We start from the raw sequence: 26,159 nt of genomic DNA, 5'->3' as shown, positions 1-26,159 counted from the left end.
CTTCACCACCTGCTTCACCATTGCAAGGAGCCGCACCTGTGAGCAGTGCCGACGAACAGACCGCTGCGACGAGCACCAGCGCCGAGCTGCGCGCCGACATCCGTCGGCTCGGTGACCTGCTGGGCGAGACCCTGGTCCGCCAGGAGGGCCCGGAGCTCCTCGACCTGGTCGAAAAGGTCCGCCGCCTGACCCGCGAGGACGGCGAGGCCGCCGCCGAGCTCCTGCGCGGCACCGAGCTGGACACCGCGGCCAAGCTGGTCCGCGCCTTTTCCACGTACTTCCACCTGGCCAACGTGACGGAGCAGGTACACCGTGGCCGCGAGCTGCGCGCCATGCGGGCCGCCGAGGGCGGACTGCTCGCCCGCACCGCGGACCGGCTCAAGGACGCCGACCCGGACCACCTGCGCGACACGGTCAAGCACCTGAACGTACGCCCCGTCTTCACCGCGCACCCGACGGAGGCCGCCCGGCGAAGCGTCCTCAACAAGCTGCGCCGCGTCGCCGAGCTCCTGGAGACCCCGGTCCTGGAGACCGACCGGCGCCGCTACGACACCCGCCTCGCCGAGAACATCGACCTGGTGTGGCAGACGGACGAGCTGCGCGTGGTCCGCCCCGAGGTCACGGACGAGTCCCGCAACGCGATCTACTACCTGGACGAGCTGCACGCCGGAGCCGTCGGCGACGTCCTGGAGGACCTCACCGCCGAGCTGGAGCGCGTCGGCTTCAAGCTCCCCGAGGACAGCCGCCCGCTCACCTTCGGCACCTGGATCGGCGGCGACCGCGACGGCAACCCGAACGTGACGCCGGCGGTCACCTGGGACGTCCTGATCCTCCAGCACGAGCACGGGATCAACGACGCGCTCGACATGATCGACGAGCTGCGTGGCTTCCTGTCGAACTCGATCCGCTACACGGGCGCCACCGAGGAGCTGCTCACCTCGCTCCAGTGCGACCTGGAGCGCCTCCCGGAGATCAGCCCCCGCTACAAGCGGCTCAACGCGGAGGAGCCCTACCGGCTCAAGGCCACCGCGATCCGGCAGAAGCTGGAGAACACCAAGACGCGGCTCGCCAACAACACCCCGCACCAGGAGGGCCGCGACTACCTCGGCACCGCCGAGCTGCTGCACGACCTCAAGCTCATCCAGACGTCGCTGCGCGAGCACCGTGCCGGACTGTTCGCCGAAGGCCGCATGGACCGTACGATCCGTACGCTCTCCGCCTTCGGTCTGCAGCTCGCCACGATGGACGTCCGCGAGCACGCCGACGCGCACCACCACACGCTCGGTCAGCTCTTCGACCGGCTCGGCGAGGAGTCCTGGCGGTACGCGGACATGCCGCGCGACTACCGGGGCAAGCTGCTCGCCAAGGAGCTCCGCTCCCGCCGTCCGCTGGCCCCGACCCCGGCGCCGCTCGACGCCGAGGGCGAGAAGACGCTCGGCGTCTTCCACACCATCACCAAGGCGCTCGACGTGTTCGGGCCCGAGGTCATCGAGTCGTACATCATCTCGATGTGCCAGGGCGCCGACGACGTGTTCGCCGCCGCCGTGCTCGCCCGCGAGGCGGGTCTCATCGACCTGCACGCCGGCTGGGCGAAGATCGGCATCGTGCCGCTCCTGGAGACGACGGACGAGCTGAAGGCCGCCGACACGATCCTTGAGGACATGCTCTCCGACCCGTCGTACCGGCGCCTCGTCGCGCTCAACGGGGACGTGCAGGAGGTCATGCTCGGCTACTCCGACTCCTCGAAGTTCGGCGGCATCACCACCTCGCAGTGGGAGATCCACCGCGCCCAGCGCCGCCTGCGCGACGTCGCGCACCGCTACGGCGTGCGCCTGCGCCTCTTCCACGGCCGCGGCGGCACCGTCGGCCGCGGTGGCGGCCCCTCGCACGACGCGATCCTCGCCCAGCCCTGGGGAACCCTGGAGGGCGAGATCAAGGTGACCGAGCAGGGCGAGGTCATCTCCGACAAGTACCTCGTGCCGTCCCTGGCCCGCGAGAACCTGGAACTGACCGTCGCGGCCACACTGCAGGCCTCCGCCCTGCACACGGCGCCGCGCCAGTCCGACGAGGCCCTCGCCCGCTGGGACGCCGCCATGGACGTCGTGAGCGACGCCGCCCACACGGCGTACCGCAAGCTCGTCGAGGACCCGGACCTGCCGAACTACTTCCTCGCGTCCACGCCGGTCGACCAGCTCGCCGACCTGCACCTCGGCTCGCGGCCCTCCCGCCGCCCCGGCTCGGGCGTCTCGCTCGACGGACTGCGCGCCATCCCGTGGGTGTTCGGCTGGACCCAGTCGCGGCAGATCGTGCCCGGCTGGTTCGGCGTCGGCTCCGGCCTCAAGGCGCTGCGCGAGGCGGGCCTGGACACCGTCCTCGACGAGATGAACGAGCGCTGGCACTTCTTCCAGAACTTCATCTCCAACGTCGAGATGACGCTCGCGAAGACCGACCTGCGGATCGCCCGGCACTACGTCGACACCCTCGTGCCCGAGAACCTCAAGCACGTCTTCGACGCCATCGTGACCGAGCACGAGCTGACCGTCGCCGAGGTGCTGCGCATCACGGGTGAGGACGAACTCCTCGCCGCGCAGCCCGTGTTGAAGCAGACGTTCGCGATCCGCGACGCCTACCTCGACCCGATCTCGTACCTCCAGGTCGCCCTGCTCAAGCGGCAGCGCGACGCGGCGGCCGCGCACGAGGAACCGGACCCGACGCTCGGCCGCGCCCTGCTGCTCACCGTGAACGGTGTGGCCGCGGGCCTGCGCAACACCGGCTGACCCTGGGGCCGTTCAAGAAGCGACTAGAAGCTGACAGCGACGAAGGCCGCCGTCAGCAGCGCGATTCCGGCGCCTCCCGTGATCCACGTGAGGCGCCGGTTGCGTATCCCGCCCGCGAGCACCACCGCCGCGAGCAGCAGCCCGCCGCCGAGCGGCACCCAGGCGTGCAGAAATCCGGCGGTACCCGCGCGCACCGCCGACGTCGAATCCGGCTTGAGGACGACGGGGAAGCGCGCGCCCTTCTTCTCCCCGATCGAGCGGTCGATCGTCACGCTCGCATGCCGCACGGCGGTGGGGGAGGCCGGCGAGAACGGGCCCGTGCACGTTCCGTCCGCACACCGGGTCACCGTCATCGTGCCGCGCTCACGGCCCGTCGGGAAGATCACGTGCTGCGCCGCACCCCACGATGCCCAGACACCGGCGATCAGCAACAGCGCGGCGACCACGGCCGCCGCGACTTGACGGGCAACAGGCAACATGGCCGGGATCCTTGGCCATCACCCTGCGTACGGTCAACTCCCGGCGGAATCCCGCCCCGACAAGTCCGTACAGGTCAGGAGTTGTAAGTCGACTGCGCCCGCTCCAGGCCCTCGATCACGAGCGCCTCCGCGGCGTCGGCCGCCCGGTCCACGAAGTAGTCGAGCTCCTTGCGCTCCGTCGACGAGAAGTCCTTGAGCACGAAGTCCGCGACCTGCATCCGGCCCGGCGGACGCCCGATCCCGAACCGCACCCGGTGGTAGTCACTGCCCAGCGACTTCGTGATCGACTTCAGACCGTTGTGCCCGTTGTCGCCGCCGCCCAGCTTCAGGCGCAGCACCCCGTAGTCGATGTCCAGCTCGTCGTGGATCGCCACGATGTGCTCCGTCGGCACCTTGTAGAAGTCGCACAGCGCGGTGACGGGACCACCCGAGACGTTCATGTACGACATCGGCTTCGCGAGGATCACCCGGCGGTTCAGGGGCCCAGGCGGGCCGATCCGCCCCTCGATGACCTGTGCCTGTCCCTTGGTCGCCCGCTTGAACTTGGCGCCCATCCGCTGTGCGAGGAGATCGGCCACCATGAAGCCGACGTTGTGCCGGTTCATCGCGTACTCGGGCCCAGGGTTGCCCAGCCCGGCGATCAGCCAGGGAGCGTTCTCGTCGGACATGCACATTCCTTAGGTGTACGTCGATACGTCGCGATACAGCGATACGGGGTGGTGGGCCGCGCCCACCACCCCGTACAGGTCAGACCCTGAAGGCTCAGGCCTCCGCGGCGGCCTCGTCGCCCTCGGCGTCGGCCGGGGCCTCCTCCGCCTGCGCGGACAGGACCTGGAGGACGACGGCGTCCTCGTCGGTGGCCAGCGTCGTGCCCTTGGGCAGCGTGATGTCCTTGGCGTGGATCGAGGCACCGGCCTCGAGGCCCTCGACGGAGACGGTGACCGACTCGGGGATGTGCGTCGCCTCGGTCTCGACCGACAGCGTGTTCAGCACGTGCTCGAGCAGGTTGCCACCCGGGGCCAGCTCGCCCTCGGTGTGGACGGGGAGCTCGACGGTGACCTTCTCGCCGCTCTTCACCTGGAGCAGGTCGACGTGGACCAGGAAGCTCGTGATCGCGTCACGCTGCACGGACTTCGGGATGACCAGCTCGGTGGACTTGCCGCCGTCGACGTCCAGACGGATCAGGACGTTCGGGGTACGCAGGGCCAGCATCAGGGCGTGCGAGTCGAGCGTGATGTGCTTCGGCTCGTCGCCGTGGCCGTAGACGACACCGGGAACCTTCTCGACCTGGCGCAGACGGCGCGAGGCACCCTTGCCGAACTCGGTGCGGGTCTCGACGGAAAGCTTGACCTCGGACATGCTCTTCAACTCCTCGTAGAACTAGGGGAAATAGTCACCCGGCCACGAACGGCCTGCTACGAAGAGCGCGTCGATAACGGACAGCCGACCTTCTGAGAACAGAAGTGCGGCCTCCCTCGCCGAGCAACTTCAGCAGTTTACCCGGCGGGGGAGGCCGCACCCAAATGGATCTTCAGTGAGGAGATCCGCTACGAGATCAGGCCTCGCCCTCGAAGAGGCTGGTCACCGAGCCGTCCTCGAAGACCTCGCGCACCGCGGAGGCGATCGTCGGCGCGATCGAAAGCACCGTGATCTTGTCGAGCTCCAGCTCGCCCGGCGTCGGCAGCGTGTCCGTGAAGACGAACTCGCTCACCTTCGAGTTCTTCAGGCGGTCCGCGGCCGGGCCGGAGAGCACACCGTGCGTCGCCGTCACGATGACGTCCTCCGCACCGTGCGCGAACAGGGCGTCGGCGGCGGCGCAGATCGTGCCACCGGTGTCGATCATGTCGTCGACGAGCACGCAGACGCGGCCCTTCACGTCACCGACGACCTCGTGCACGGTGACCTGGTTGGCGATGTCCTTGTCGCGGCGCTTGTGGACGATCGCCAGCGGGGCGCCGAGGCGGTCGCACCAGCGGTCGGCGACGCGCACGCGGCCGGCGTCGGGGGAGACCACCGTCAGCTTGTTGCGGTCGACCTTCGCGCCCACGTAGTCCGCCAGGATCGGCAGCGCGAACAGGTGGTCCACCGGGCCGTCGAAGAAGCCCTGGATCTGGTCCGTGTGCAGGTCGACCGTCAGAATGCGGTCGGCACCGGCGGTCTTCATCAGGTCCGCGACCAGGCGCGCCGAGATGGGTTCACGTCCACGGTGCTTCTTGTCCTGCCGCGCGTAACCGTAGAACGGCACGATGACAGTGATGGAGCGGGCCGACGCACGCTTCAGCGCGTCGATCATGATCAACTGCTCCATGATCCACTTATTGATCGGAGCCGTGTGGCTCTGGATCAGGAAGCAGTCGGCACCGCGAGCGGACTCCTGGTAGCGGACGTAGATCTCGCCGTTGGCGAAGTCGAACGCCTTGGTCGGGACGATCCCGACACCGAGCTGGTGCGCGACCTCCTCGGCAAGCTCGGGGTGGGCGCGGCCAGAGAAGAGCATCAACTTCTTCTCGCCCTGCGTCTTGATCCCGGTCACAGCACTAGTCTCCTCAGACGAGTTCGTCCGCCGCAGCTGCCCGCGCGTCCCATTAGCAGCGAGCCAGGCGAATCGTGAGCACCTATCACGGTACGCCGTGTCGGGCGCACCTGTTTCCGGTCAGACCACGTCAGTCCGCGGATTCCGGATTCCTGGAAGCCGCCTCCGCCGCCTTGGCAGCCGAGCTCCCCGGTCGCTTTCGGGCCACCCAACCCTCGATATTCCTTTGCTGGCCCCGCGCCACGGCCAACGAGCCGGCCGGCACATCCTTCGTGATCACGGACCCGGCGGCGGTGTACGCACCGTCCCCGATAGTGACAGGAGCCACAAACATGTTGTCCGAACCGGTCTTGCAGTGGGACCCGACGACGGAGTGATGCTTGCTCTCCCCGTCATAGTTCACGAAGACGCTCGCGGCACCGATGTTGGTGTGATCGCCGATCGTCGCGTCACCCACGTACGAAAGATGCGGCACCTTCGTGCCCTCACCGATCGACGAGTTCTTCGCCTCGACGAACGTCCCGATCTTCGACTTCAGGCCGAGCCGGGTACCGGGCCGCAGATACGCGAACGGACCGACGGACGCCTCGGGCCCGATGTCGGAGCTGTACGCCACCGTGTTGTCGACGTGCGCGCCCGCACCGACACGGGTGTCCGTGAGACGGGAGTTGGGACCGACCACGGAGCCCTCGGCGAGATGCGAGGCGCCCAGCAGCTGAGTGCCCGGCAGAACGGTGGCGTCCCGCTCGAAGGTCACGGCGACATCTACGAAGGTGCTGGCCGGGTCGACGACCGTCACACCCGCGAGCATCGCCTGCTCAAGGAGCCGGTCATTGAGAGTGCGGCGGGCCTCGGCCAGCTGCACCCGGTTGTTGATCCCGGCGATCTCACGGTGATCGCGCGCCACGGACGCACCGACCCGGTGCCCGGCCTCCCGCAGAATCCCGAGCACATCGGTGAGGTACTCCTCACCCTGGGAGTTGTCGGTCCGCACCTGCTTCAGCGCCTCGACGAGCAGCCGCCCGTCGAACGCGAACACACCCGAGTTGATCTCACTGATCGCGCGCTGCGCCTCGGTCGCGTCCTTGTGCTCGACGATCGCGGTGACGGCGCCCGAGACGTTGTCCCGGACGATCCGGCCGTAGCCGGTGGCGTCGGGGACCTCGGCGGTCAGCACGGTCACGGCGTTGCCGTCGGCGGCGTGCGTGGCGGACAGGGCCTGGAGCGTCCCGCCGGTGAGCAGCGGGGTGTCGCCGCAGACCACGACGACGGTGCCGTCGAGGTCCGCGCTCCCGCCGGCCAGCCCTTCGAGCCCCATCCGTACGGCGTGCCCCGTGCCGTTCTGCTCGGCCTGTACGGCGGTGCGGGCCTCGGAGTCGACCGCGCCCACGTGCGCGGAGACCTTCTCCCGCTCGTGGCCGACGACCACGACGAGCTGCTGGGGGTTCAACTCACGGGAGGCGGCGAGCACATGGCCGACCAGTGAGCGGCCGCAGAGCTCGTGCAGGACTTTAGGGGTGGCCGACTTCATACGGGTGCCCTCACCCGCTGCGAGTACGACGACGGCTGCCGGGGTGTTGGCGCTGCTCACGGGTGGGCCCTTCGGCGTCGGATGCGTTGTGGGGTGGACATCCGCAGGATACCGGGGCGTTTTGGGCCGGGCATGGGGGCGGGGCCCGACCGTTTCGATCGGGCCCCGCAACCGCCTAGAGCTCCCCCGCCAGGACTTGAACCCGGACAGATGGCACCAAAAGCCACAGTGCTGCCAATTACACCACGGGGGAATGTTTCTACCTAAACCGGACATTACGTCAGGCTGTCGGTCGGGCTCCCAACACTATGCCGTACCAAGAGCCTTCGATGCGACGGTACATGTCGGCTGCTCGCGGGACGCGGATGGCCGGGCGGCCGTGCCAAGTCGGCGTTCATACGCGCGCGCTGCTCCTCCGGTGCGGGCAGGAGTGGGGTGGTGGAGACCACTGCGTAAAACTCGCCGGAAATCGGGCACCCGGCGCCCGTAGTCTGGAGGGCATGACCACAGCGGGGGAAGTTCACCGAGCCGCGGCCGGGGGGCCGTGGTGGTGGGCGCGGCGCAGGGCTGCCGCGCTGGATGTGGTGCTGGCGGTGGCGTCCGCGGTGGAGTGTGCCGTGGAAGGGGTGCCGTTCGCGCACAAGGCCGGGCTGCCGGTCTGGGTGGGGATCCTTTTCGGGGTGCTGACCGGCTCGACGCTCGTGCTGCGGCGGCAGTGGCCGATCGCCGTCGTGCTGATCTCGGTGGCGGTGACGCCGGCGCAGATGGGCGTGATGCTGACGGTCGTCGGGCTGTACTCGCTTGCGGCGTCGGAGGTGCCGCGGCGGATCATCGGGGCGCTCGCGGGCATGTCGTTCCTGGGCACGCTGATCGTGTCGGTGGTGCGGGTGCAGCAGGACTCCGCGGCGCACGCGGACACGTTCCAGGTGGCCAACTGGGTCGTGCCGTTCCTCGCGATCACCACGGCGCTCGGGGTGACGGCTCCGCCGTTGCTGCTCGGGCTCTACGTGGGTGCGCGGCGCCGGCTGATGGATTCGCTGCAGGAGCGCAACGAGTCGTTGGAGCGGGAGTTGGGGCTGCTCGCCGAGCGGGCCGAGGAGCGTGCCGAGTGGGCGCGGGGCGAGGAGCGGACCCGGATCGCGCGGGAGATGCACGACGTGGTGGCGCACCGGGTGTCGTTGATGGTGGTGCACGCGGCGGCGTTGCAGGCGGTCGCGCGGAAGGACCCCGAGAAGGCCGTGAAGAACGCGGCGCTGGTCGGGGACATGGGGCGGCAGGCGCTCACCGAGCTGCGGGAGATGTTGGGGGTGCTGCGGGCCGGGGAGCCGGTGCCGCGGCGGGTGGACCGGATGCCGTTGGAGGCGGTGGGGGTGGCCGCCGCGGCGGCGGCCTCGCGGGCCGAGGCGGAGGTGGAGGTCGGGCCGTGGCTCGCCGAGCTGGAGGATCTGGTCGGGCAGTCGCGGGAGGCCGGGATGGTCGTCGAGGTGTCCGTGGAGGGGGAGTCGCGGGGGTATGCGGCGGCGGTGGAGCAGACGGCCTACCGGGTCGTCCAGGAGGCGCTGACGAACGTGCACAAGCACGCGGCGGGCGCGAAGACGTACGTCCGGCTCGCGCATCGGGGCGCGGAAGTGGCGATGCAGGTGGAGAACGAGCCGCCACCGGAGCCGGGCGCTGCCGCGTCGGCCGGGCTGCCGTCCGGAGGAAACGGTTTGGTGGGCATGAAGGAACGTGTCGCCGGGCTCGGCGGCGTGTTCGTGTCGGGCCCGACGGACGCGGGCGGCTTCCGGGTGTCGGCGGTGCTGCCGGCGGTGTTGTAGGGGGGCGGGTTCCCTCCGGGGGTGACTGGTGTGGTGGTTGGGCGGTGCCGTGGTTTTGGGCGGGGCCGGGGTGGTGCCCGCCGTGATCGTTGCGCGGCGCCAGGGCTTGTGGGTGGTGCCGGAGTTGGCGCCTGGCGTGCTGGTTGCGCGGTGCCGGGGTTTTGACCCGGGCCGGGGGTAGCGCCCGCCGTGATCGTTGCGCGGCACCAGGGCTTGTGAGCGGTGCCAGAGTTGGTGCCTGGCGTGATGGTTGCGCGACGCCGGTCCCTGTCCGGCTGTGCCGGTGCCCGCTCAGCTCCCACCGCCCGCCCCCTCCGGGGGCTTCGGCCTGGCGCCCGGCGTGATGGTTGCGCGGCGCCGGGGCTTTTCGCCGGGCTGTGGGCCGCGCTTGCCGCGAACCTTGTGCTGCGCCGGGGGCGCTTTGCCCACCCTGTCGCCCCTGCTCGGACCGGAGCTTGTCGTAGAGCTTGGGGAAGGCAGATCGGCCAAGGCGGCGGTCGGCCGACTGCCAATGGTGGGGAGCTGCGGGCGGCGGCAGGTGTCCGAGGTGGGGTGGCGGTCGGACGACCGCAATGGCTGGGTGCCTCGCCCCTCTGGGCCGGAGCCCCCGGAGGGGGCGGGCGGTGGGAGACGAGCGGGGGAGAGACGGATCAGGCTGGGTCGGCCGTGGCCGTGCCCGGCGTCTGCCGTGAACGGTGCGCTGCGCCAGGGGTTGTGCGGAGCCGGGACTTGGGCCCCACGCCCGCGTTGCGCGGTACCGGTCGCCAGCCGGGGGGTGCCGGAGCCCTCTGGGCCGCAGCCTCTGGGTCGCACCCCTCTGGGCCGGAGCCCCCGGAGGGGGCGGGCGGGTGGAAGATGGGCGGGGCGTGGCTACGGGCGTGTGTGCCACGTTGCCCGGCGGACCGTTGGTGCCCGAGGGCGCGTCGCCGCCCGAGAGCGTCACGCCGCGGGCGGGCAGGCCCGGTTATCCCGGCGGGGGTCGGCGGGCAGGTCCGGTTACCCCTGCGGGGGTAGGCAACCAGGCCCGGTCGCCCCGGAGGAGGTTGGCGGGCAGGCCCGGTACCCGGAGGGGGTCGGCGGCCAGGCTCGAATACCCCGGCGGAGGTAGGCAACCAGGCCCGGTCACCCTGCGAGGGCCGGCGGCCAGGCCCGGTCACCCCGGCAAGGGGTCGGCGGGCAGGCCCAGTCACCCCGGAGGCGACAGGCGTGGAGGCTGGAGGCCCGTGATCAGGGTCGAGAGGGCCTCGTCTATGTCGGGGCCCAGGTACCAGTCGCCGCTGTGGTCGAGGGCGAAGATGCGGCCCTCCGTGTCGATCGCCAGCAACGCCTCCGTGCCCGACTCCGCCCCCAGCGGCGCGAGTTCCGTGTCGAGGGCGCGGCCGAGGTCGCCGAGGGTGCGGGCCGCGTGGAGGCCGTGCAGGGGGTCCAGGTGCGGCTGGGCGGGGGCGATGTGGCGGCCGGGACCCGTGGGTGTGAGGTGGAGGCCGCCGAATTCCGCCCAGGCCTCGACCGCCGCGGGGAAGACCGAGTGGCGGTGGCCGGCGGGGGAGACGTGCGTACGCAGCGCGTCCGCCCAGAACTCCGCCTGCTTGATGTCCCAGCGGCCCGGCTGCCATCCGGCGACCCGCAACGTGGCGTCGACCAGGTCGGAGAAGCGGGCGTCCTGGGAGGTGGGGTGGGGCATCAGTGCGCGGCCTCGTTGTCGTCGTGCGGGGTGTTGTCCGTTTCGGGGGCCACTACGTGGACGCCGAAGTGGGCCGTCAGCGCCGTACAGGCGCGGCAGGGTCGGGCGAAGCCGCCGTGCAGCGGGTCCCCGTCCTCGCGGATGCGCCGGGTGGTGAGCTTGGACTGCTTGAGGGCCTTGCGGGCCTCTCCGACGGTCATGGGCCTGCGGCGGGCCCGCTTCGACTTCTCCGCGCGCTCGGTGTCGCTCGCCGTGAGGTGCCGGGAGACGAGGATGGCCTCGGCGCAGCGCCCGGTGAAGCGGTCGCGCTGCGCGCTGGTCAACGTATCCAGGAAGTCCTGGACCAACGGGTGCAGGGCCGGGGCCTTTTCGCCGCGGGCCGCCGTCGCGGTGAGGGTGGTGCCGCGGACGGAGAGGGCGGCGGCGACGGTGGGGAGTATGCCGTCCCGGCGCACGCCAAGGGTGGGTACGGCGCCGGCGTCGGTGGCGCTCCAGCCGACGCGCGGGTCGTCGCCGGGCTGCTCGTCCGCGGGTGCAGTTTCCTCTGCGGTACCGCTGCGCATCTGTTGTTTCCCCTCCTGCAGTTCCCCACTGCAATCCCCCTGGTTGCCTGCACAGACTGCCAAACGGGCCCGCGGGTGCGGAAGCCGGACCCCGATCTCGGCCCTGTCACGCCCGATCGTCACGTGGTGGTGATGCTCAGGTGACTGCTGGTCATGGAACCGGAGGCCCGGTGACCGGTGTCGCACAACCGCATAGGCTGTCGTTTGATTCGTACGGATCAGGAGCAGGTCCGGAACAGACCCGGGACAGCACCGGGACAGATCCGCAACCGTCACCAGCGCCGCAGGGGGCAACAGCCATGACGACAGGTCGGCTCGGGCAGCAGGCCGCGCCGCCGAACGCGGCTTATGCCGGGCAGGTCGTGCACTTCCCGGACCCGGTCCGCGCTGCCCGTCATCCGCGCGGAGTTCGCGTGGATGATGACGGTTTCCCGGATTTCTCCCCGTATGCCCGTGCCGTTGCGGAGATCGCGGATCCGCCGCAGGGCTTCGGTGTCGACGAGTTGCGGCTGACGGACTACGTGTCGGCGAACGCGGCGCTCGCCGCGTCCGGGCACGAACTGTGGGACATGATCCCGCCGGTGGCGACGCCGCACGGCTGGACGTGGCACCACGCGCGCGGCTCGCGGCGCCTCGAACTCGTTCCGGTCGAGGTGAAGGCGCTCCTTCGACACCACGGTGGTCTGGCGACGGCGCCGGTGGACCAGCACAAGCGTGGCACGCGGCCGTTGCAGGACACGCGGCCCGTGCACTTCGGTCTCCCGAAGTCCGGGGTCGCGGTCTCGGAGAGCCAAGTCCTCTCCGCCGAAGAGGACTTGGGGTACCGGCTGCCGGGCGCGTACCGCTCGTTCCTGAAGGCGGGCGGCGGTTGCGCGCCCGTCGGGACGGGCCTGGACGCCGAGTTGGGCCTCCTGGTCGACCAGCCGTTCTTCACGGTGCGCGACGAGGCGGCCGTGAACGACCTGGTGTATGTCAACAAGTGTCTGCGCGATCACCTGACGAAGGACTATCTGGGTGTCGCGTTCGTGCAGGGCGGATTGCTCGCCGTGCAGGTGCGGGGCGACGCGGTCGGCTCCGTGTGGTTCTGCGCGTACGACGACGCGCGGGACAGCGGCGAGACGGCGGTGCTGCCGGTGGCCGAGCGGGTGGAGCGGCTGCTGCTGCCCTGCGGTGCGGACTTCGACGGTTTTCTGTCCCGACTCGCGGGCAGTCCGCCGGAGTTGGAGACGGTGGCGAATCTGATGGTGGACGGCGGCTTCGCGCGTGCCGTTCCGGTCGCCGGTGGGGAGTGAGCTTGCGATGGTGACGTTCGCGCAGGCGCAGGAGCGCGCCGAGGAATGGATCAACGGGGAGATGCCCGCGTATCAGCACCGTGAGGTGCGGGTGCGGGAGTTCGAGCTGGGCTTCGTCGTGTGGGCGGAGGACCGGGAGGCCGGTCCGGTGTCCGACGGCGGGCGCCAGCGCCTGGTGATCGCGCGGGACAGTGGGGACGCCTCGCTGTGGCCCTCGCTGCCGGTGGGTGAGGTGATCCGGCGGTACGAGGAGGAGTACGGGCTGCCGGATGCGCCGGCCGAGCCGTCGGCTCCGCGGTCGCCGGAGCGGGTGGACCTGAACCAGACGTCGTTCCTGCTGACTCCTCCGGAGTGGTTGCAGGAGGAGGCGGACCGGCGTTCGGACGCGCCGGCCGAGCCGGTGGCTTCGGCTGCGCCGGGCCTGGCGAAGGCCGCGGCTTCGGCTCCGGCCGACGCGACGCCCGCGGATGCGATTCCTGCGCGGGACGACGCCGAGCCGCAGGACGCCGTGCCCCCGGTCCCGGTCCCGGCCGATGCGACGCCGTGGGCCGGTACGGACACGAACGGGATGGGCGACGAGGAGGACCGTTCGGTTCCGCTGCCCGACACGGTGTTCTCGCCGCCGCTCGCCGAGGACGCGCCGCCGCCCGGTGTCGCGCCTGAGGCGCAGACGGCCCGCATCGTGGGCCCCATCCCGCCGCCCCCTCCGCCGCCTCCGTCGGACGTCCCTGTGACGTACGCCAACCAGCAGGCCGCGCCTGATGCTGGTGCGCACCCCCCGTCGGCTCCCTCGTACGGTTTCCCGCCGGCTGCGTCCGACGCGGGTGTGCAGCCCCCCTCGGCTCCGCCTGCTCAGGCTCCCTCGTACGGCTTCCCGCCGGCCGCGTCCGACACGGGCTCCCAGCCTCTGTCGGCTCCGCCCGCTTCTTCGTACGGTTTCCCGCCGGCTGCGTCCGACGCGGGTGCGCAGCCCCCCTCGGCTCCGCCTGCTCCGGCCCCTTCGTACGGTTTCCCGCCGGCGGCGTCTGACACGGGCTCCCAGCCTCCGGCGGCTCCGCCTGCTCAGGCTCCCTCGTACGGTTTCCCGCAGGCCGCGCCTGATGCGGGCTCCCAGCCTCCGTCGGCTCCGCCCGCTCCCACGGCCTCGTACGGCTTCCCGCAGGGTGCGCCCGACGCGGGTGGGCAGCCTCCGTCGGTGCCGCCCGTAGCTCCCGCTTCCGCCGAGCGGGCCGATTCCTATGGCTATCCGCAGGGCGCGGCCGGGGCCTCGTTCCCGCCGCCCGCTCCGGGGACCGCGGTTCCCGGGCCGCCGCCTCCGGGGGCTTCGTACGGTTACCCGCAGGACGGTCCCGGGGCCCGCGACGCCGGCGGTCGGCCGCTGCCGCCCGGTGCCGGTGACATCGCGAACGCCGCGACCAGCAAGGCCGAGCCCCCGCGGGGTGGCGGCGCGCAGACTCCGCCGCCGCCGGGACCGCCCGGTGCCCCGGCGGGTGGCTACGTCCCTACGCAGATGATGCCGCCGCCGCCCGGCCCGGACGGGCCGCCGCAGACGCCCGGAGAGCCCGGCCCGCCCCCGCCTCCCGGTGCTCCCGGCGAGGGCGTGCATCATGCCGCGACGATGCTCTCGGGTCCGCCTCCCGGCGGCCCCGCGGGGCAGGCCCCGCCTCCGCCCCCCGGCGCCCCTGGTGCTCCTGGTGCTCCCGGCGACGGCGTGCACCACGCGGCGACGATGCTCTCGGGCCCCGGCCCGCAGGGCCCCGACCCGTCGACTCCGCCCCCGCCCCCCGGCGCTCCCGGTGCTCCCGGCGAGGGCGTGCACCACGCCGCCACGATGCTCTCGGGCCCCGCCCCGCAGGGCCCCGGCCCCGGCCCCATGCCCCCGCCCGCTCCCGGTCAGCAGATTCCGGGCGCGCCCCCGGCGGCGTACGGGTATCCGCAGCCGCAGCAGCGTCAGCAGCCCGCCCAGCCGGCGGGGCAGCCGACCGTGGGGCCCGGCTATCAGGCCGTGCTGCGGTACCGCGCGCCCGACGGGTCCGAGCAGCAGCTCATCCGGCGGTCCGCGCCGGGGACACCGCACCCGGAGTGGCAGATCTTCCACGAGCTGCGCGGCATGAGCGTGCCGCCGGACCAGGTTCTCGAACTCCACACGGAGCTCGAGTCCTGCTCGCTGCCCGGCGCGTACTGCTCGCGCATGATCCAGGAGCAGTGGCCGCAGGCGCGGATCACGTCGATCGCGCCGTACGGCACCGATCACGCGAGCCGTCAGCAGGGCATGCAGCAGCTCCTCGCGCACCAGGGCGAGCTGCACCAGGTCGCCGACGGCCCGGCGCGCCCGGCACCGGTGCGCGCCCCGCTGCACCCCGCGCACCCCGCGCCCCCGGTCCCGCCGGAGGCGATCGCGCAGGAGCTGGCGGCGGCGTTCGGCCCCGGTGTGTTCCGGTTCGACCAGCGGGCCGTGTCGCGGCAGGGCGTCCCTGACACCGTGGCGCACACGCTCGTCGTCGCGGGTCTTCCGTCCGACTTCGGGCCGTTCTTCTGGGCGCAGGCCCAGCCGGGCCGCCCCGTGCCGACGCTCGCCGAGCTGGCGCAGGAGCGTGGCGTGCAGGCGGCGTCGGACGCGGGCTCGTACCTCGTGATGGGCAGCGACTTCGGCAAGGCGCTGTGCGTGCAGTACGGGACGGCGAACATCGTGGCCGTGCCGGTGGAGGCGGGGCCCGACGGCGCCCCGGCCCCGCCGCAGTTCGTGAACAGCGGGCTGCCGGAGTTCGCCCGCTCCATCGCCCTGCTGGGCCGGATGTGGCGGCTGCGCTTCGGGCTCAACCAGGAGCAGGCGGGCCGCTGGACCGTCGACTTCCAGGCGGAGCTGAGCGCGATCGACTCCGCGGCGCTCGGCTCGCCCGAGACCTGGTGGTCGGTGCTGCTGGAGCAGATGTGGGACGGGCTGCTGTAGGCGGCCGCGTACGGCGGTGACGGGGCGCTCGACCTGCGCGACGGGCCGGGCGCCCCGATCATGCGCACATGGCAGCTGAGTGGAGTGAGCCGACGACGGTGCGGGCGACGCGGCCGCGGCGGCGCTGGCCCCGGCGGGTCGGGCTGACCCTGCTCGTCGTCCTCGTGGTGCTCGCCGCGTACGGCATCGGCCTGTATTTCTGGGCGGGTTCGCGGTTGCAGACGACGGACGCGTTCAGTGACTACGACGGCCGTCCGGCCCCGGGCGCGGGCACGAACTGGCTGCTGGTCGGTTCGGACTCGCGGGAGAACCTGACGCCCGAACAGCGCAAGGACCTGCACGTCGGCAACGACGAGGGGAATCGCACCGACACGATCATGGTGCTGCACTACGGGGACAACGGCCCGTATCTCGTCTCGATCCCGCGCGACTCGTACGTCCCGATCCCGGGGTACGGCCAGAACAAGATCAACTACGCGTACTCGGTGGGCGGCGCGAAGCTGCTCACGCAGACCGTGGAGCAGTCGACGGGGCTGCGCATGGACCACTACGCGGAGGTCAGCTTCCTGGGGCTCGTCGACGTCGTCGACTCGCTCGGCGGGGTCGAGATCTGTGTGGCCGACGGCGGCCTGCACGACGAGAAGTCGGGCGCCGACTTCGACGCGGGCTGCCAGACGATGAACGGCACGCAGGCCCTGCAGTACGCGCGTGCCCGCTACTCCGACCCGACCGGCGACCTGGGCCGGGTCAAGCGGCAGCAGCAGCTGGTGGACGCGATCGCCCACAAGGCGCTCAGCCTGCGGGTGCTGGTCCCGCCGTGGAGGCTCATCCCGTTCATGAGCGCCTCGCTCGACGCGCTGACCGTCGACAAGGACACCGGGGTCGGCGCGCTGGCGAACATGGGCGTGAAGATGTCCGATCCGGCCTCGACGACGACCGTTCCTGTGGGCAGTGAGCCCGATGTTTCGGGGGTCGGGGACGTGGTGATGTGGAACGAGAGCGAGGCCGATCAGCTCTTCACCGCACTGCGCGAGGACAAGGCGATTCCGACTTTCGACGGCAATTGACGCATCCTGGACCGAGTGGGTCGACCTGGGCGTCACGTGTGTCGGAATGTGGCCGCCTCGGGTTGTTCCATCAAGATGTGCGCCAATCGCGCAAAATGTCGTAGATCGGGCTTGCCGGTGCCGGTCGGTGCCTTGCCGGAGAGGGGATCCAGATGAGCGGTGCGGGTGGAGCGGAGTCGTCGCAGTACGGCTTCGTCGGCGTACGGGGTCGGGGGTATCGGCCCGAGCAGGTGGAGGCCGCCGCCGCCAAGCTCTCCGGGGAACGGGACGAGGCCTGGGAGCGGGCCGCGCGCCTGACCGTCCTCGCCAAGGAGATGGAGGAGGAGGCCGAGCGGCTGCGTGAGGCCGTCGCGAACCTCGCCCCGCAGACGTACGAAACGCTCGGCAAGCGGGCCCAGTACCTCCTGGAGCTGGCCGAGGAGGAGGACACCGCCGTGCGCGGCGCCGCGCTGGCCGACGCGCAGGCCGAGGCCGATGCCGCACGCGCGGCGGCGGACGAGGCGCGTGACGACGCGCAGGCGCACTCCGACGAGGTGCGCGGCAAGGCGGAGGAGTACGCGCAGCGGCGTATCGCGGCCGGGCAGGCCGAGGCCGACGACATCCGGGTGTCCGCGCGGCGCGACGTGAAGGAGATGCGGGGCGAGGCGCTCGCGGCGCTGCGCGAGATGCGTGAGCGCACGGACGCGCACCTCGCCGACCAGGCCAAGGAGCACGCCGAGCGGATCGAGGAGACGGACCGGGAGGCGGCCGAGCAGGTGGCCGCGTCCGAGGCGTGGGAGGCGGGCGCCGTCGCCGAGGCCGAGGAACGCCTTTCGGAGGCGAAGCGGGTGCTCGGTGAGACCGAGGAGGAGGCGCGGCACGGCCAGGAGGACGCGGAGGCCGCGGCGGCGGAGCTGCTGGCGCAAGCGCGTGCGCGTGCGGAGCGGATCGAGCGGGAGACGGAGTCGATCCTCGAGGGCCACGAGGGGGAGCGCGAGGAGATGCGGTCCCACATGGAACACGTCCGCGCTTCCCTGGCCACGCTTACGGGCAAGGCGTCCGCCGAGGCCGAGTGACACCCACCCGCTCCCACGCCACGGGGCTCCGGCATTTCAAGCCCCGCCGGCGTTTGAGGCGCGGGGTTCGGGGCGGAGCCCCGTGGCGTGAGGGCGGACGAGTGCCTCGCTAAGGTGGGCGGTCGTCAAGTGGTGCGCGGATGCGAAAGGTTGAGTCGACATGGGTGATGGCCAGCTGCCACCGGAGGTGGAGCGCGGTGCGGTCCGGCGCATCACGATCGTGGGCGAGGACGTACTGCGCCGCCGCTGCGAACCCGTCACCGACACCCTCTTCGGCACGCCCGAACTCGACCGCCTGATCGACGACATGTTCGCCACGAACCACGTCGCGCACGGCGCGGCCATCGCCGCCAACCAGGTCGACGTGGACCTCCAGCTCTTCGTCTACGACATGGAGGACGACTGGGGTGTCCGGCACACCGGCCACATCTGCAACCCCGTGCTCGACGAGCAGCCGCCGGCGGAGCGCAGGCTCGTCGACGACATGGAGGGCTGCCTCTCCGTGCCGGGCCCCTACAAGGCGGTGGCGCGCGCCGACCACACCGTCGTGCGCGGCCAGGACAAGGACGGCAACCCGGTCGTCGTCGAGGGCCGCGGCTACTTCGCCCGCTGCCTCCAGCACGAGACGGACCACCTGTACGGCCGCCTCTACATCGACCGCCTCGCCAAGCGCGAACGCCGGGACGCGCTGCGGGAGATGGAGGAGCTGAAGGACGGCGTACTCACGCGCCGCGCCGAGTTGGCGGAGCGGCTCGGGAAGTAGCGCCCGGGGGCGCTCTCAGCGCCGCGTACTCTCGCTCGGCGCCGTCGCCGAGCCCGCCAGGATCCACGCCTCCACGGCCTCGTACTGCTGCCGCTGCGTGTCGGCCCTGCGCCGGTCCGTGAGGACCGTGCCGAGCCAGCCGAACAGGAAGCCCAGCGGGATGGACACGACGCCCGTCGTCGTGAACGGGAACCAGTTGAAGTCCATGCCGGGGAACGCCGAGGTCGGCGAGCCCGACACCAGGTTGGTGCCGGTCATCAGGACGACGCAGGCCGCCGTGCCGCCGAGCAGTGTCCACAGCAGACCCGCGCGCGTGTAGCGGCGCCAGAAGAGGCTGTAGACGAGGGCCGGTGCGAGGGCGGAGGCGCCCAGGCAGAACGAGAGCGTGATCAGCGGTTGCAGATTGCGGTGCTGGAACGCGCAGGCAAGGGCGATCGCGAAGGCGCCGACGCCGAGGGCGGACATCCGGGCGATGGTCAGTTCCGAACGGTCCGTCAATCCCCGCTTGCTGTAGGCGATCACGTCGTGCGCGAGGGAGTTCGCGCAGGCCAGGATCATGCCCGCGACCGAGGCGAGCAGTGTCAGGAACAGTGCCGTGGTGACGGTGGTGAACAGCAGGGACTCGCCCGTGCTCGTCGTCGCGCCGAAGACGGCCCGCGCCCCGAGCAGATAGGCCGTGTTGCCCTGCCGGTCGGCCTGCGTGATCGCCTGGCTGCCGAGCATCGCCGTCGCGCCGAAGGCGACCACGGAGATGATCAGGACGAACAGGCCGACCGCGGACACCGCCCAGGTCATCGAGCGGCGCACCTCGCGCGCGTGCCGGGCCGTGTACATGCGCATCGTGACGTGGGGCAGCGCGGCCCCGCCGACGACCACCGTCAGCTCCGAAGTGATCATGTCGAGGCGGGGTGCGGGGCCGTGCGTGAACTGGAGGCCCGAGCTCAGATAGGCGTTGCCCGCGCCGCTGCCGCGGGCGGCGGCGGCGAGCAGGGTTCCGGGGTCCCAGTCGAAGCGGCGCAGGACGAGCAGGGCGATCACCAGGCCCGAGCCGAGCAGCATCACGATCTTGAAGATCTGAATGACGGCGGTGCCCTTCATGCCGCCGATCACCGCGTAGCTGATCATGAGTGCGCCGAGCGCGATCACGCCGGCCGTTTTGAAGGTCTCGTTGGTGAAGCCGAGCAGGAACGCCAACAGGTCGCCCGCGCCCGCCAGTTGGACCAGCATGATGGGCATCAGGGCCGCGATCGTGGCCACGCAGGCCGCCATCCGCACTGAGCGGCCCGGCATTCGCCGCGCCAGCGTGTCGCCCATCGTGAACCGGCCCGCGTTGCGCAGCGGTTCGGCCAGCAGGAACATCAGCAGCATCAGGGAGAGCGCGGTGCTCAGGGCGAGCACCACGCCGTCGTAGCCGAGCAGCGCGATGATGCCGCCGGTGCCGAGGACCGTGGCCGCGGAGATGTAGTCGCCCGCGATGGCCAGGCCGTTGCGGATCGGGCCGAGGCGGCCGAAGCCCGTGTAGAACTCCTCGAGGCCGTCGCGGTCGGGGCCGGTCAGGACGCACAGCAGCAGAGTGATCGTCGCCACCGCGGTGAACGCGACCAGGGACATGGCGTCGGTGGACGCGGCGGCGACGGCCGGGCCCGTGGTCATCGCGCGTAGCCCCCGCCCTTGCGGCACTGACGGCGGATCCGGTGGACGAGCGGGTCCACGCGGCGTCGCGCCGAGTACTCGTACAGGACCAACGCCAGGCAGGTGACCGGGAGTTGGCACAGGCCGATGAGCAGTCCCGTGGAGAGGCCGCCGGTGGCCGAGCGGTTCATGAGGCCCGGTGCGAACGCGGAGAGCAGCAGGAACAGCGTGAAGTACCCGAGGGCGGTGAGGGTGGCGACGCGGCGCTGCCAGCGGTAGGCGGTGCGCAGCAGGCGCAGTTCGCCGCTGGGTGCGTCCGGATGGCGCGGGAGACGGTGCGAGTGGGGGTGAGCGGGGGCGCGCGTGTGGGGAGGAGGGTACGCCTGGAACGGATAGGGCTGCGACGGGTGCGGCTGGGACGACATCCCTGTTCTCCTTGCGTGGCTCGGGTCCGCCGGGGACTGGGCGGACCGCAGGGAGTGTGTGGGGAGCCGGAACGTTACTCGTAGGTAGACGAGTTGGGGAGCGTTTGGGTGAACGATCAGTCGGTGCCGGGCGACTTTTCTTGTACGTGAGGTGAGTGTTGCTGGTGGGGGAGTTGTGCCGCGGATGACTTTTCCTGCCCGCTCTTCTCCGCTACGGGATCGGGAGCCTCCGATTCCAGGACGGGAAAGCGCCGCGGGGCCAGCGTCAGGAGGACGAGCAGGGCGACTCCGGCGGCGCAGGCCGCGCCCACGTACACCGAGTCGACGGCCGCGTCGATCGCCCGGCGCACCTCGTCGGCGCCCGAGTCGCGCGCCACCGCGTCGAGGTCGGCGCCGGAGCCGAGGCGCCCCGCGATCACCCCGTTGGCGACCGCTCCGAAAGCGGCGGCGCCGACCGTCTGCCCGATCTGCCGGTAGAAGAGGACCGACGCGGTGGCGGTGCCGCGCTCCGCCCAGCCGACCGTGGACTGCACGCCGACGATGAGCGGGAGCTGGAAGAGACCGAGGGTCGCGCCGAGCAGCAGGCTGAGCAGCGTGGGCTGCCAGACCTCACCCGGATACGGCAGCAGCAGCGGGAACGCGGCGAGCAGCACCAGCGCCCCCGCCATCCCGATCGCGGCCGTGTCCCGGAAGCCGATCCTGCGGTACACGTGCTGGCTCAGGGCCGCCGAGACCGGCCAGCTCAGCGTCATGACGGAGAGCACGAAGCCGGCGGCCGTGGGGGAGAGGCCGAGGACGGACTGTGCGTACGTCGGCAGGAACGCGGTCGGCGCCACCATCAGCAGGCCCATCGCGCCGAGCGCCAGGTTGACCGCCGCGATGGTGCGCCGCCGCCACACCCAGCCCGGCAGGATCGGCTCGGCCACCCGCCGCTCGATCAGGAAGACGGCGCCGATGAGCGCAACTCCCGTACAGAGCAGGGCGATCGAGGGCGCCGACCCCCACGCCCATGCGACCCCGCCCTGCACCAGCCAGGTCAGCAGCGCCCCGCCGGCCGCGAACACCGCGAGCGCGCCCGCCCAGTCGATCCGCGGCCGCGCCGCGTTCTCCCGGTCCGCCCGGGGTTCGTGCAGGTGCCGTACGAGGAGGAAGAGCGCGACGGCGCCGACCGGCAGGTTGATCAGGAAGATCCAGCGCCAGCCCGCGAACGAGGCGAGCAGCCCGCCGAGCGCCGGGCCGAGGACCGACGAAGTGGCCCACACGGTCGACAACTTGGCCTGGATCTTGGGGCGTTCCTTCAGGGGGTAGAGGTCGGCCGCCAGGGTCTGCACGGTGCCCTGGATCGCGCCGCCGCCCAGGCCCTGCACCACCCGGAAGGCGATCAGGGCGCCCATGTTCCACGCGGACGCGCACAGCAGCGAGCCGACCAGGAACAGCACGCTGCCCGCGATCAGCACGGGCTTGCGGCCGAAGGTGTCCGACAGCTTCCCGTACACGGGGAGGGTGACGGTGACCGCGAGCAGATAGCCCGAGAACAGCCAGGAAAAGACGGAGAAGCCGCCGAGGTCGCCGACGATCTGCGGCACCGCGGTCGAGACGATGGTCGTGTCGAGCGCGGCGAGCGCCATGCTCAGCATCAGCGCGGCGACGACGGCTCCGCGGCGTCGGTCGGTGGTCCCCTGCATGTGTTCCCCCTGCACGTATCTACGTCAGGAGCTTATGCGGGTGGAGGCGCCCCTGAGTAGACGTCCACCGAGGGGTGGACCTCCCCTAAGGGAGCCTCCGTACAAGGGGCCAGGGTCGGTTCGTCCCGCTGGAGGACGAGCGGGCACAGGGGGGTTCGTAGCGTTTGGGTGGTGGGGTTTTCCCCCGGAAAAGACGGGGCTTTTCCACAACGCGCCGGGATACCCCGCTCCACCAGACTTGGCCGCACAAGGCGTTGATCCCACGCATCCGAGGCGTGACCGACTTAGGAGACTTACCGTGACTACGGCTGCAACCATTCCCGGGTACAGGGACACTGGACAGCGTTCGGCCGTCGCCGCGCGGGCGCTTCAGCTCGTGAAGGCGTACGGGACGGGGGAGACCCGAGTCGTCGCGCTCGACCACGTCGACGTGGACATCGCCCGCGGCCGGTTCACCGCGATCATGGGCCCTTCGGGCTCCGGCAAGTCGACGCTGATGCACTGCCTGGCGGGCCTGGACACGGTCACGTCCGGGCAGATCTTCCTCGACGAGACCGAGATCACCGGCCTCAAGGACAAGAAGCTCACCAAGCTGCGCCGGGACCGCATCGGCTTCATCTTCCAGGCGTTCAACCTGCTGCCGACGCTGAACGCGGTCGAGAACATCACGCTCCCGATGGACATAGCGGGCCGCAAGCCGGACGCCGCGTGGCTGCGCCAGGTCGTCGAGACCGTGGGGCTCGCCGACCGCCTGAAGCACCGGCCCACACAGCTCTCCGGCGGACAGCAGCAACGGGTCGCCGTGGCCCGGGCGTTGGCCTCCCGGCCGTCGATCATCTTCGGTGACGAGCCGACCGGAAACCTCGACTCGCGCGCCGGCGCCGAGGTCCTCGGCTTCCTGCGCCGCTCCGTCGACGAGCTGGGCCAGACGATCGTGATGGTCACGCACGACCCGGTGGCCGCCTCGTACGCGGACCGCGTCCTCTACCTCGCGGACGGCCGCATCGTCGACGAGATGGCGCGCCCGACCGCCGAGGCCGTCCTGGACCGCATGAAGGACTTCGACGCCCGAGGTCGCACATCATGAGTGCCAACACGGTCATGAAGACCTCGCTGCGCAACTTCGTCGCGCACAAGGGCCGGATGGCTCTCTCGGCGGTCGCCGTGCTGCTCTCGGTCGCCTTCGTCACGGGAACGCTCGTGTTCACCGACACGATGGACAAGACCTTCGACAAGCTCTTCAGCGCCACCGCGTCCGACGTCACCGTCAGCCCCAAGGGCTCCGGGGCCGAGGGCAGCGACACCGGGCGGCCCGAGTCGCTGCCCGCGTCCGCGCTCGCGGCCGTGAAGAAGTCCGAGGGCATCAAGTCGGCCGAGGGCGCGGTCAGTTCGATGAACGTGACCGTGGTGAACTCCGACAACAAGAACATGGGGTCCACCACCGGCGCCCCGACCATCGCGGGCAACTGGACGCACAACGACCTGCGGTCCATGGAGATCACCACCGGGCACTCGCCGCGTGGCCCCACCGAGGTCATGGTCGACTCCGACACGGCGGACAAGCACCACCTGAAGCTGGGCGACGAGCTGCGCACCATCGCCGCCACCGGCGACTTCAAGGCGAAGATCACCGGCATCGCCGCCTTCAAGGTGACCAACCCCGGCGCGGCCGTCGTCTACTTCGACACCGCGACCTCCCAGCGTGAACTCATCGGCAAGACCGGGCAGTTCACCCAGATCAACGTCGCCGCGGACAGCGGCGTCAGCGACACGCAGCTCAAGAAGGACGTCGCCGCGGCCCTCGGCACCGGCGGCGCGTACAAGATCCAGACCCAGCAGGAGACCGCGGACGCCAACGCCGCGGACGTCGGCTCCTTCATGGACGTCATCAAGTACGCCCTGCTCGGCTTCGCCGGCATCGCCTTCCTCGTCGGCATCTTCCTGATCATCAACACGTTCTCGATGCTGGTCGCCCAGCGCACCCGCGAGATCGGCCTGATGCGCGCCCTCGGCTCCTCGCGCAAGCAGGTCAACCGGTCCGTGCTGGTCGAGGCGCTGCTGCTCGGCGTCGTCGGCTCGGTGGTCGGCGTCGGCGCGGGCGTGGGCCTGGCCGTCGGCCTGATGAAGCTCATGTCGTCCATGGGCATGGAGCTGTCCACCGGCGACCTCACGGTGAAGTGGACGACCCCGGCGATCGGCCTGCTGCTCGGCATCGTCGTCACCGTCCTCGCCGCGTATCTGCCGGCCCGCCGCGCGGGCAAGGTCTCCCCGATGGCCGCGCTGCGCGACGCGGGCACCCCGGCCGACGTCAAGGCGGGGGCCGTACGCGCAGTCATCGGCCTCGTCCTCACGGGCGGCGGCGGGTACGCGCTGTACCTCGCCGCGCAGGCCGACAAGGCGAGCGAGGGCTCGCTGTTCCTCGGCGCGGGGATCGTCGCCTCGCTCATCGGTTTCGTCGTCATCGGCCCGCTGCTCGCCGGCATCGTGGTCCGCGCCATCAGCGCCGTGCTGCTGAGGATGTTCGGCTCGGTGGGCCGCATGGCCGAGCGCAACGCGCTGCGCAACCCGCGCCGCACCGGCGCCACGGGCGCGGCCCTGATGATCGGCCTCGCGCTCGTCGCCTGCCTCTCCGTCGTCGGCTCCTCGATGGTGGCCTCGGCGACCGACCAGCTCGACAAGTCGGTCGGCGCGGACTTCATCGTCGAGCCGAGCAACGGCGACATCACACCGCAGGCCGCCGCAGCCATGAAGAAGGTCCAGAAGGGCGGGAGCGTCTCCCATGTCACCGAGGTCAAGTTCGTCAAGGCGACACTGACCACCCCCTCCGGCGCCAAGGAGAAGGAGGAGATCTCCGCGGCGAGCCCGAGCTACGCCGAGGACCTGCGGCGCGACATGACCTCCGGGCAGCTCTCGGCGGCGTACGGGAAGAACGCGATGTCGGTCGGCTCGGAGTTCGCCGAGCGCCACCACATCAAGGCCGGTGACACGATGACCGTCGCCTTCGACCACGGGCGGACCGCCAGGCTCAAGGTCGCGGCGATCACCTCGGACGAGGACACGGTCTTCGACAAGGGCGCGATGTACACGAACGTCGCGACGGCCACGCGATACCTGCCGGCGGACCGGGTGCCGCTGAACGGGATGATGTTCGCGAAGGCGGAGCCCGGCAAGGCCGACCAGGCGTACAAGGCGCTCAAGGCCTCCGTCGCCGCCGACCCGACCGTCAAGGTCAAGGACCAGACCGACTACAAGCAGACGCTGAAGGACCAGATAGGCCAGCTCCTGAACATGATCTACGGGCTGCTCGCGCTCGCGATCATCGTGGCGGTGCTCGGCGTCGTGAACACGCTGGCCCTCTCGGTGGTCGAGCGGACCCGGGAGATCGGCCTGATGCGGGCCATCGGCCTCTCGCGCCGCCAGCTGCGCCGCATGATCCGCCTGGAATCGGTGGTCATCGCCGTCTTCGGCGCACTCCTCGGCCTCGGGCTCGGCATGGGCTGGGGCGCCACCGCACAGAAGCTGCTCGCCCTGGAGGGCCTCGGCGTCCTGGAGATCCCCTGGCCGACGATCATCGCGGTCTTCATCGCCTCCGCCTTCGTGGGCCTCTTCGCGGCCCTGATCCCGGCCTTCAGGGCAGGCCGCATGAACGTCCTGAACGCAATCGCGACGGAATAGCCGTCCGGCCTCCTGCCCCCGCGGAGCTTCATCCGCGGGGGCCTTTGGGCGGCTGGGCCATTCAAGCCCCTGCGGCGATTGAGCAGCGGGGTCCGGGGCGGAGCCCCGATCTTTCCAGCCCCGCCGGCGTTTGAGGCGCGGGGTCCGGGGCAGAGCCCCGAGTCCGCAACCCCGGGTAGCCGGAAACGTTCAAACGGGTGAGCCCCCGGAGGACGACGTACGCTGGAACCC

At 71.2% G+C, this 26,159-nt stretch carries 19 protein-coding genes and 1 tRNA gene; 9 read left to right on the top strand and 11 right to left on the bottom strand.

Annotated elements, in window-relative coordinates:
- Window positions 1–38 precede the first annotated feature (38 nt).
- Window positions 39–2,777, top strand: coding sequence for a phosphoenolpyruvate carboxylase (ppc, locus tag OHA73_RS18965; protein ID WP_327655615.1), 2,739 nt, complete (start codon window positions 39–41; stop codon window positions 2,775–2,777).
- 23 nt (window positions 2,778–2,800) lie between these two features.
- On the opposite strand, the gene OHA73_RS18960 is transcribed toward ppc, so the two are convergent.
- The 6 genes from OHA73_RS18960 to OHA73_RS18935 form a co-directional block, all read right to left on the bottom strand.
- Complete coding sequence (locus tag OHA73_RS18960) at window positions 2,801–3,256, bottom strand: hypothetical protein (RefSeq protein ID WP_266711051.1); 456 nt, start codon at window positions 3,254–3,256, stop codon at window positions 2,801–2,803.
- Window positions 3,257–3,330: 74 nt separating this feature from the next.
- On the bottom strand, window positions 3,331–3,930 hold the full coding sequence (pth, locus tag OHA73_RS18955) for an aminoacyl-tRNA hydrolase (RefSeq protein ID WP_266711050.1): 600 nt from the start codon (window positions 3,928–3,930) through the stop codon (window positions 3,331–3,333).
- Between the two features lie 88 nt (window positions 3,931–4,018).
- Entirely contained in the window at window positions 4,019–4,615 is a 597-nt protein-coding gene (locus OHA73_RS18950) for a 50S ribosomal protein L25/general stress protein Ctc (protein ID WP_267070162.1), read from the bottom strand.
- A 196-nt stretch (window positions 4,616–4,811) separates the two neighbouring features.
- Complete coding sequence (locus OHA73_RS18945) at window positions 4,812–5,789, bottom strand: ribose-phosphate diphosphokinase (protein ID WP_266711048.1); 978 nt, start codon at window positions 5,787–5,789, stop codon at window positions 4,812–4,814.
- Window positions 5,790–5,919: 130 nt separating this feature from the next.
- Window positions 5,920–7,380: a bifunctional UDP-N-acetylglucosamine diphosphorylase/glucosamine-1-phosphate N-acetyltransferase GlmU gene (glmU, locus tag OHA73_RS18940; RefSeq protein WP_323187263.1), complete on the bottom strand. Its 1,461-nt coding sequence runs from the start codon at window positions 7,378–7,380 to the stop codon at window positions 5,920–5,922.
- 121 nt (window positions 7,381–7,501) lie between these two features.
- A tRNA-Gln gene (locus OHA73_RS18935) sits at window positions 7,502–7,573 on the bottom strand.
- A 247-nt stretch (window positions 7,574–7,820) separates the two neighbouring features.
- Between OHA73_RS18935 and OHA73_RS18930 the strand changes: the two genes are divergently transcribed.
- Window positions 7,821–9,137, top strand: coding sequence for a sensor histidine kinase (locus OHA73_RS18930; protein ID WP_267070163.1), 1,317 nt, complete (start codon window positions 7,821–7,823; stop codon window positions 9,135–9,137).
- A gap of 1,186 nt (window positions 9,138–10,323) precedes the next feature.
- Here the strand turns inward: OHA73_RS18930 and OHA73_RS18925 are convergent.
- Both OHA73_RS18925 and OHA73_RS18920 read right to left on the bottom strand, forming a co-directional pair.
- A complete protein-coding gene (locus OHA73_RS18925) occupies window positions 10,324–10,821 on the bottom strand; it encodes an SUKH-3 domain-containing protein (protein ID WP_266711046.1) in 498 nt (165 codons plus the stop codon).
- Entirely contained in the window at window positions 10,821–11,384 is a 564-nt protein-coding gene (locus tag OHA73_RS18920; protein WP_267070164.1) for a YwqJ-related putative deaminase, read from the bottom strand. Before OHA73_RS18920 ends, OHA73_RS18925 begins: the two co-directional genes overlap by 1 nt.
- 299 nt (window positions 11,385–11,683) lie before the next feature.
- Here OHA73_RS18920 and OHA73_RS18915 point away from each other — a divergent pair, with 299 nt between their 5' ends.
- The 5 genes from OHA73_RS18915 to def all read left to right on the top strand — a co-directional run bounded on the left by OHA73_RS18915 (window position 11,684) and on the right by def (window position 18,511).
- Window positions 11,684–12,676, top strand: a complete 993-nt coding sequence (locus OHA73_RS18915; RefSeq protein WP_267070165.1) for an HNH endonuclease — start codon at window positions 11,684–11,686, stop codon at window positions 12,674–12,676.
- Between the two features lie 7 nt (window positions 12,677–12,683).
- A complete protein-coding gene (locus tag OHA73_RS18910; protein WP_327655614.1) occupies window positions 12,684–15,626 on the top strand; it encodes an SUKH-4 family immunity protein in 2,943 nt (980 codons plus the stop codon).
- Window positions 15,627–15,694: 68 nt separating this feature from the next.
- On the top strand, window positions 15,695–16,693 hold the full coding sequence (locus OHA73_RS18905; RefSeq protein WP_327655613.1) for an LCP family protein: 999 nt from the start codon (window positions 15,695–15,697) through the stop codon (window positions 16,691–16,693).
- A gap of 152 nt (window positions 16,694–16,845) precedes the next feature.
- The gene (locus tag OHA73_RS18900) at window positions 16,846–17,748 is read left to right on the top strand and encodes a cellulose-binding protein (protein WP_327655612.1); all 903 of its coding nucleotides are present in this window, start codon (window positions 16,846–16,848) and stop codon (window positions 17,746–17,748) included.
- A gap of 160 nt (window positions 17,749–17,908) precedes the next feature.
- A complete protein-coding gene (gene def, locus OHA73_RS18895; RefSeq protein WP_327655611.1) occupies window positions 17,909–18,511 on the top strand; it encodes a peptide deformylase in 603 nt (200 codons plus the stop codon).
- Between the two features lie 15 nt (window positions 18,512–18,526).
- On the opposite strand, the gene OHA73_RS18890 is transcribed toward def, so the two are convergent.
- From OHA73_RS18890 to OHA73_RS18880, 3 genes are all read right to left on the bottom strand, one after another.
- Entirely contained in the window at window positions 18,527–20,164 is a 1,638-nt protein-coding gene (locus OHA73_RS18890; RefSeq protein WP_327655610.1) for a sodium/solute symporter, read from the bottom strand.
- Entirely contained in the window at window positions 20,161–20,568 is a 408-nt protein-coding gene (locus tag OHA73_RS18885; RefSeq protein ID WP_266711038.1) for a DUF485 domain-containing protein, read from the bottom strand. The genes OHA73_RS18890 and OHA73_RS18885 overlap by 4 nt, the downstream gene beginning before the upstream one ends.
- A gap of 116 nt (window positions 20,569–20,684) precedes the next feature.
- The gene (locus OHA73_RS18880) at window positions 20,685–22,253 is read right to left on the bottom strand and encodes an MFS transporter (RefSeq protein ID WP_327655609.1); all 1,569 of its coding nucleotides are present in this window, start codon (window positions 22,251–22,253) and stop codon (window positions 20,685–20,687) included.
- Window positions 22,254–22,551: 298 nt separating this feature from the next.
- Between OHA73_RS18880 and OHA73_RS18875 the strand changes: the two genes are divergently transcribed.
- Window positions 22,552–23,340 carry an ABC transporter ATP-binding protein gene (locus OHA73_RS18875; protein WP_327655608.1) on the top strand — a complete coding sequence of 263 codons (789 nt, stop codon included), beginning with the start codon at window positions 22,552–22,554 and terminating at the stop codon, window positions 23,338–23,340.
- A complete protein-coding gene (locus tag OHA73_RS18870; RefSeq protein WP_327655607.1) occupies window positions 23,337–25,928 on the top strand; it encodes an ABC transporter permease in 2,592 nt (863 codons plus the stop codon). The genes OHA73_RS18875 and OHA73_RS18870 overlap by 4 nt, the downstream gene beginning before the upstream one ends.
- The last annotated feature ends 231 nt before the right edge of the window (window positions 25,929–26,159 follow it).

Origin of the sequence: Streptomyces sp. NBC_00483 (assembly GCF_036013745.1) — a bacterium.
In the GTDB taxonomy this organism is placed as follows: Bacteria; Actinomycetota; Actinomycetes; order Streptomycetales; family Streptomycetaceae; genus Streptomyces.
This window is presented reverse-complemented; position numbering and strand designations above follow the sequence as displayed.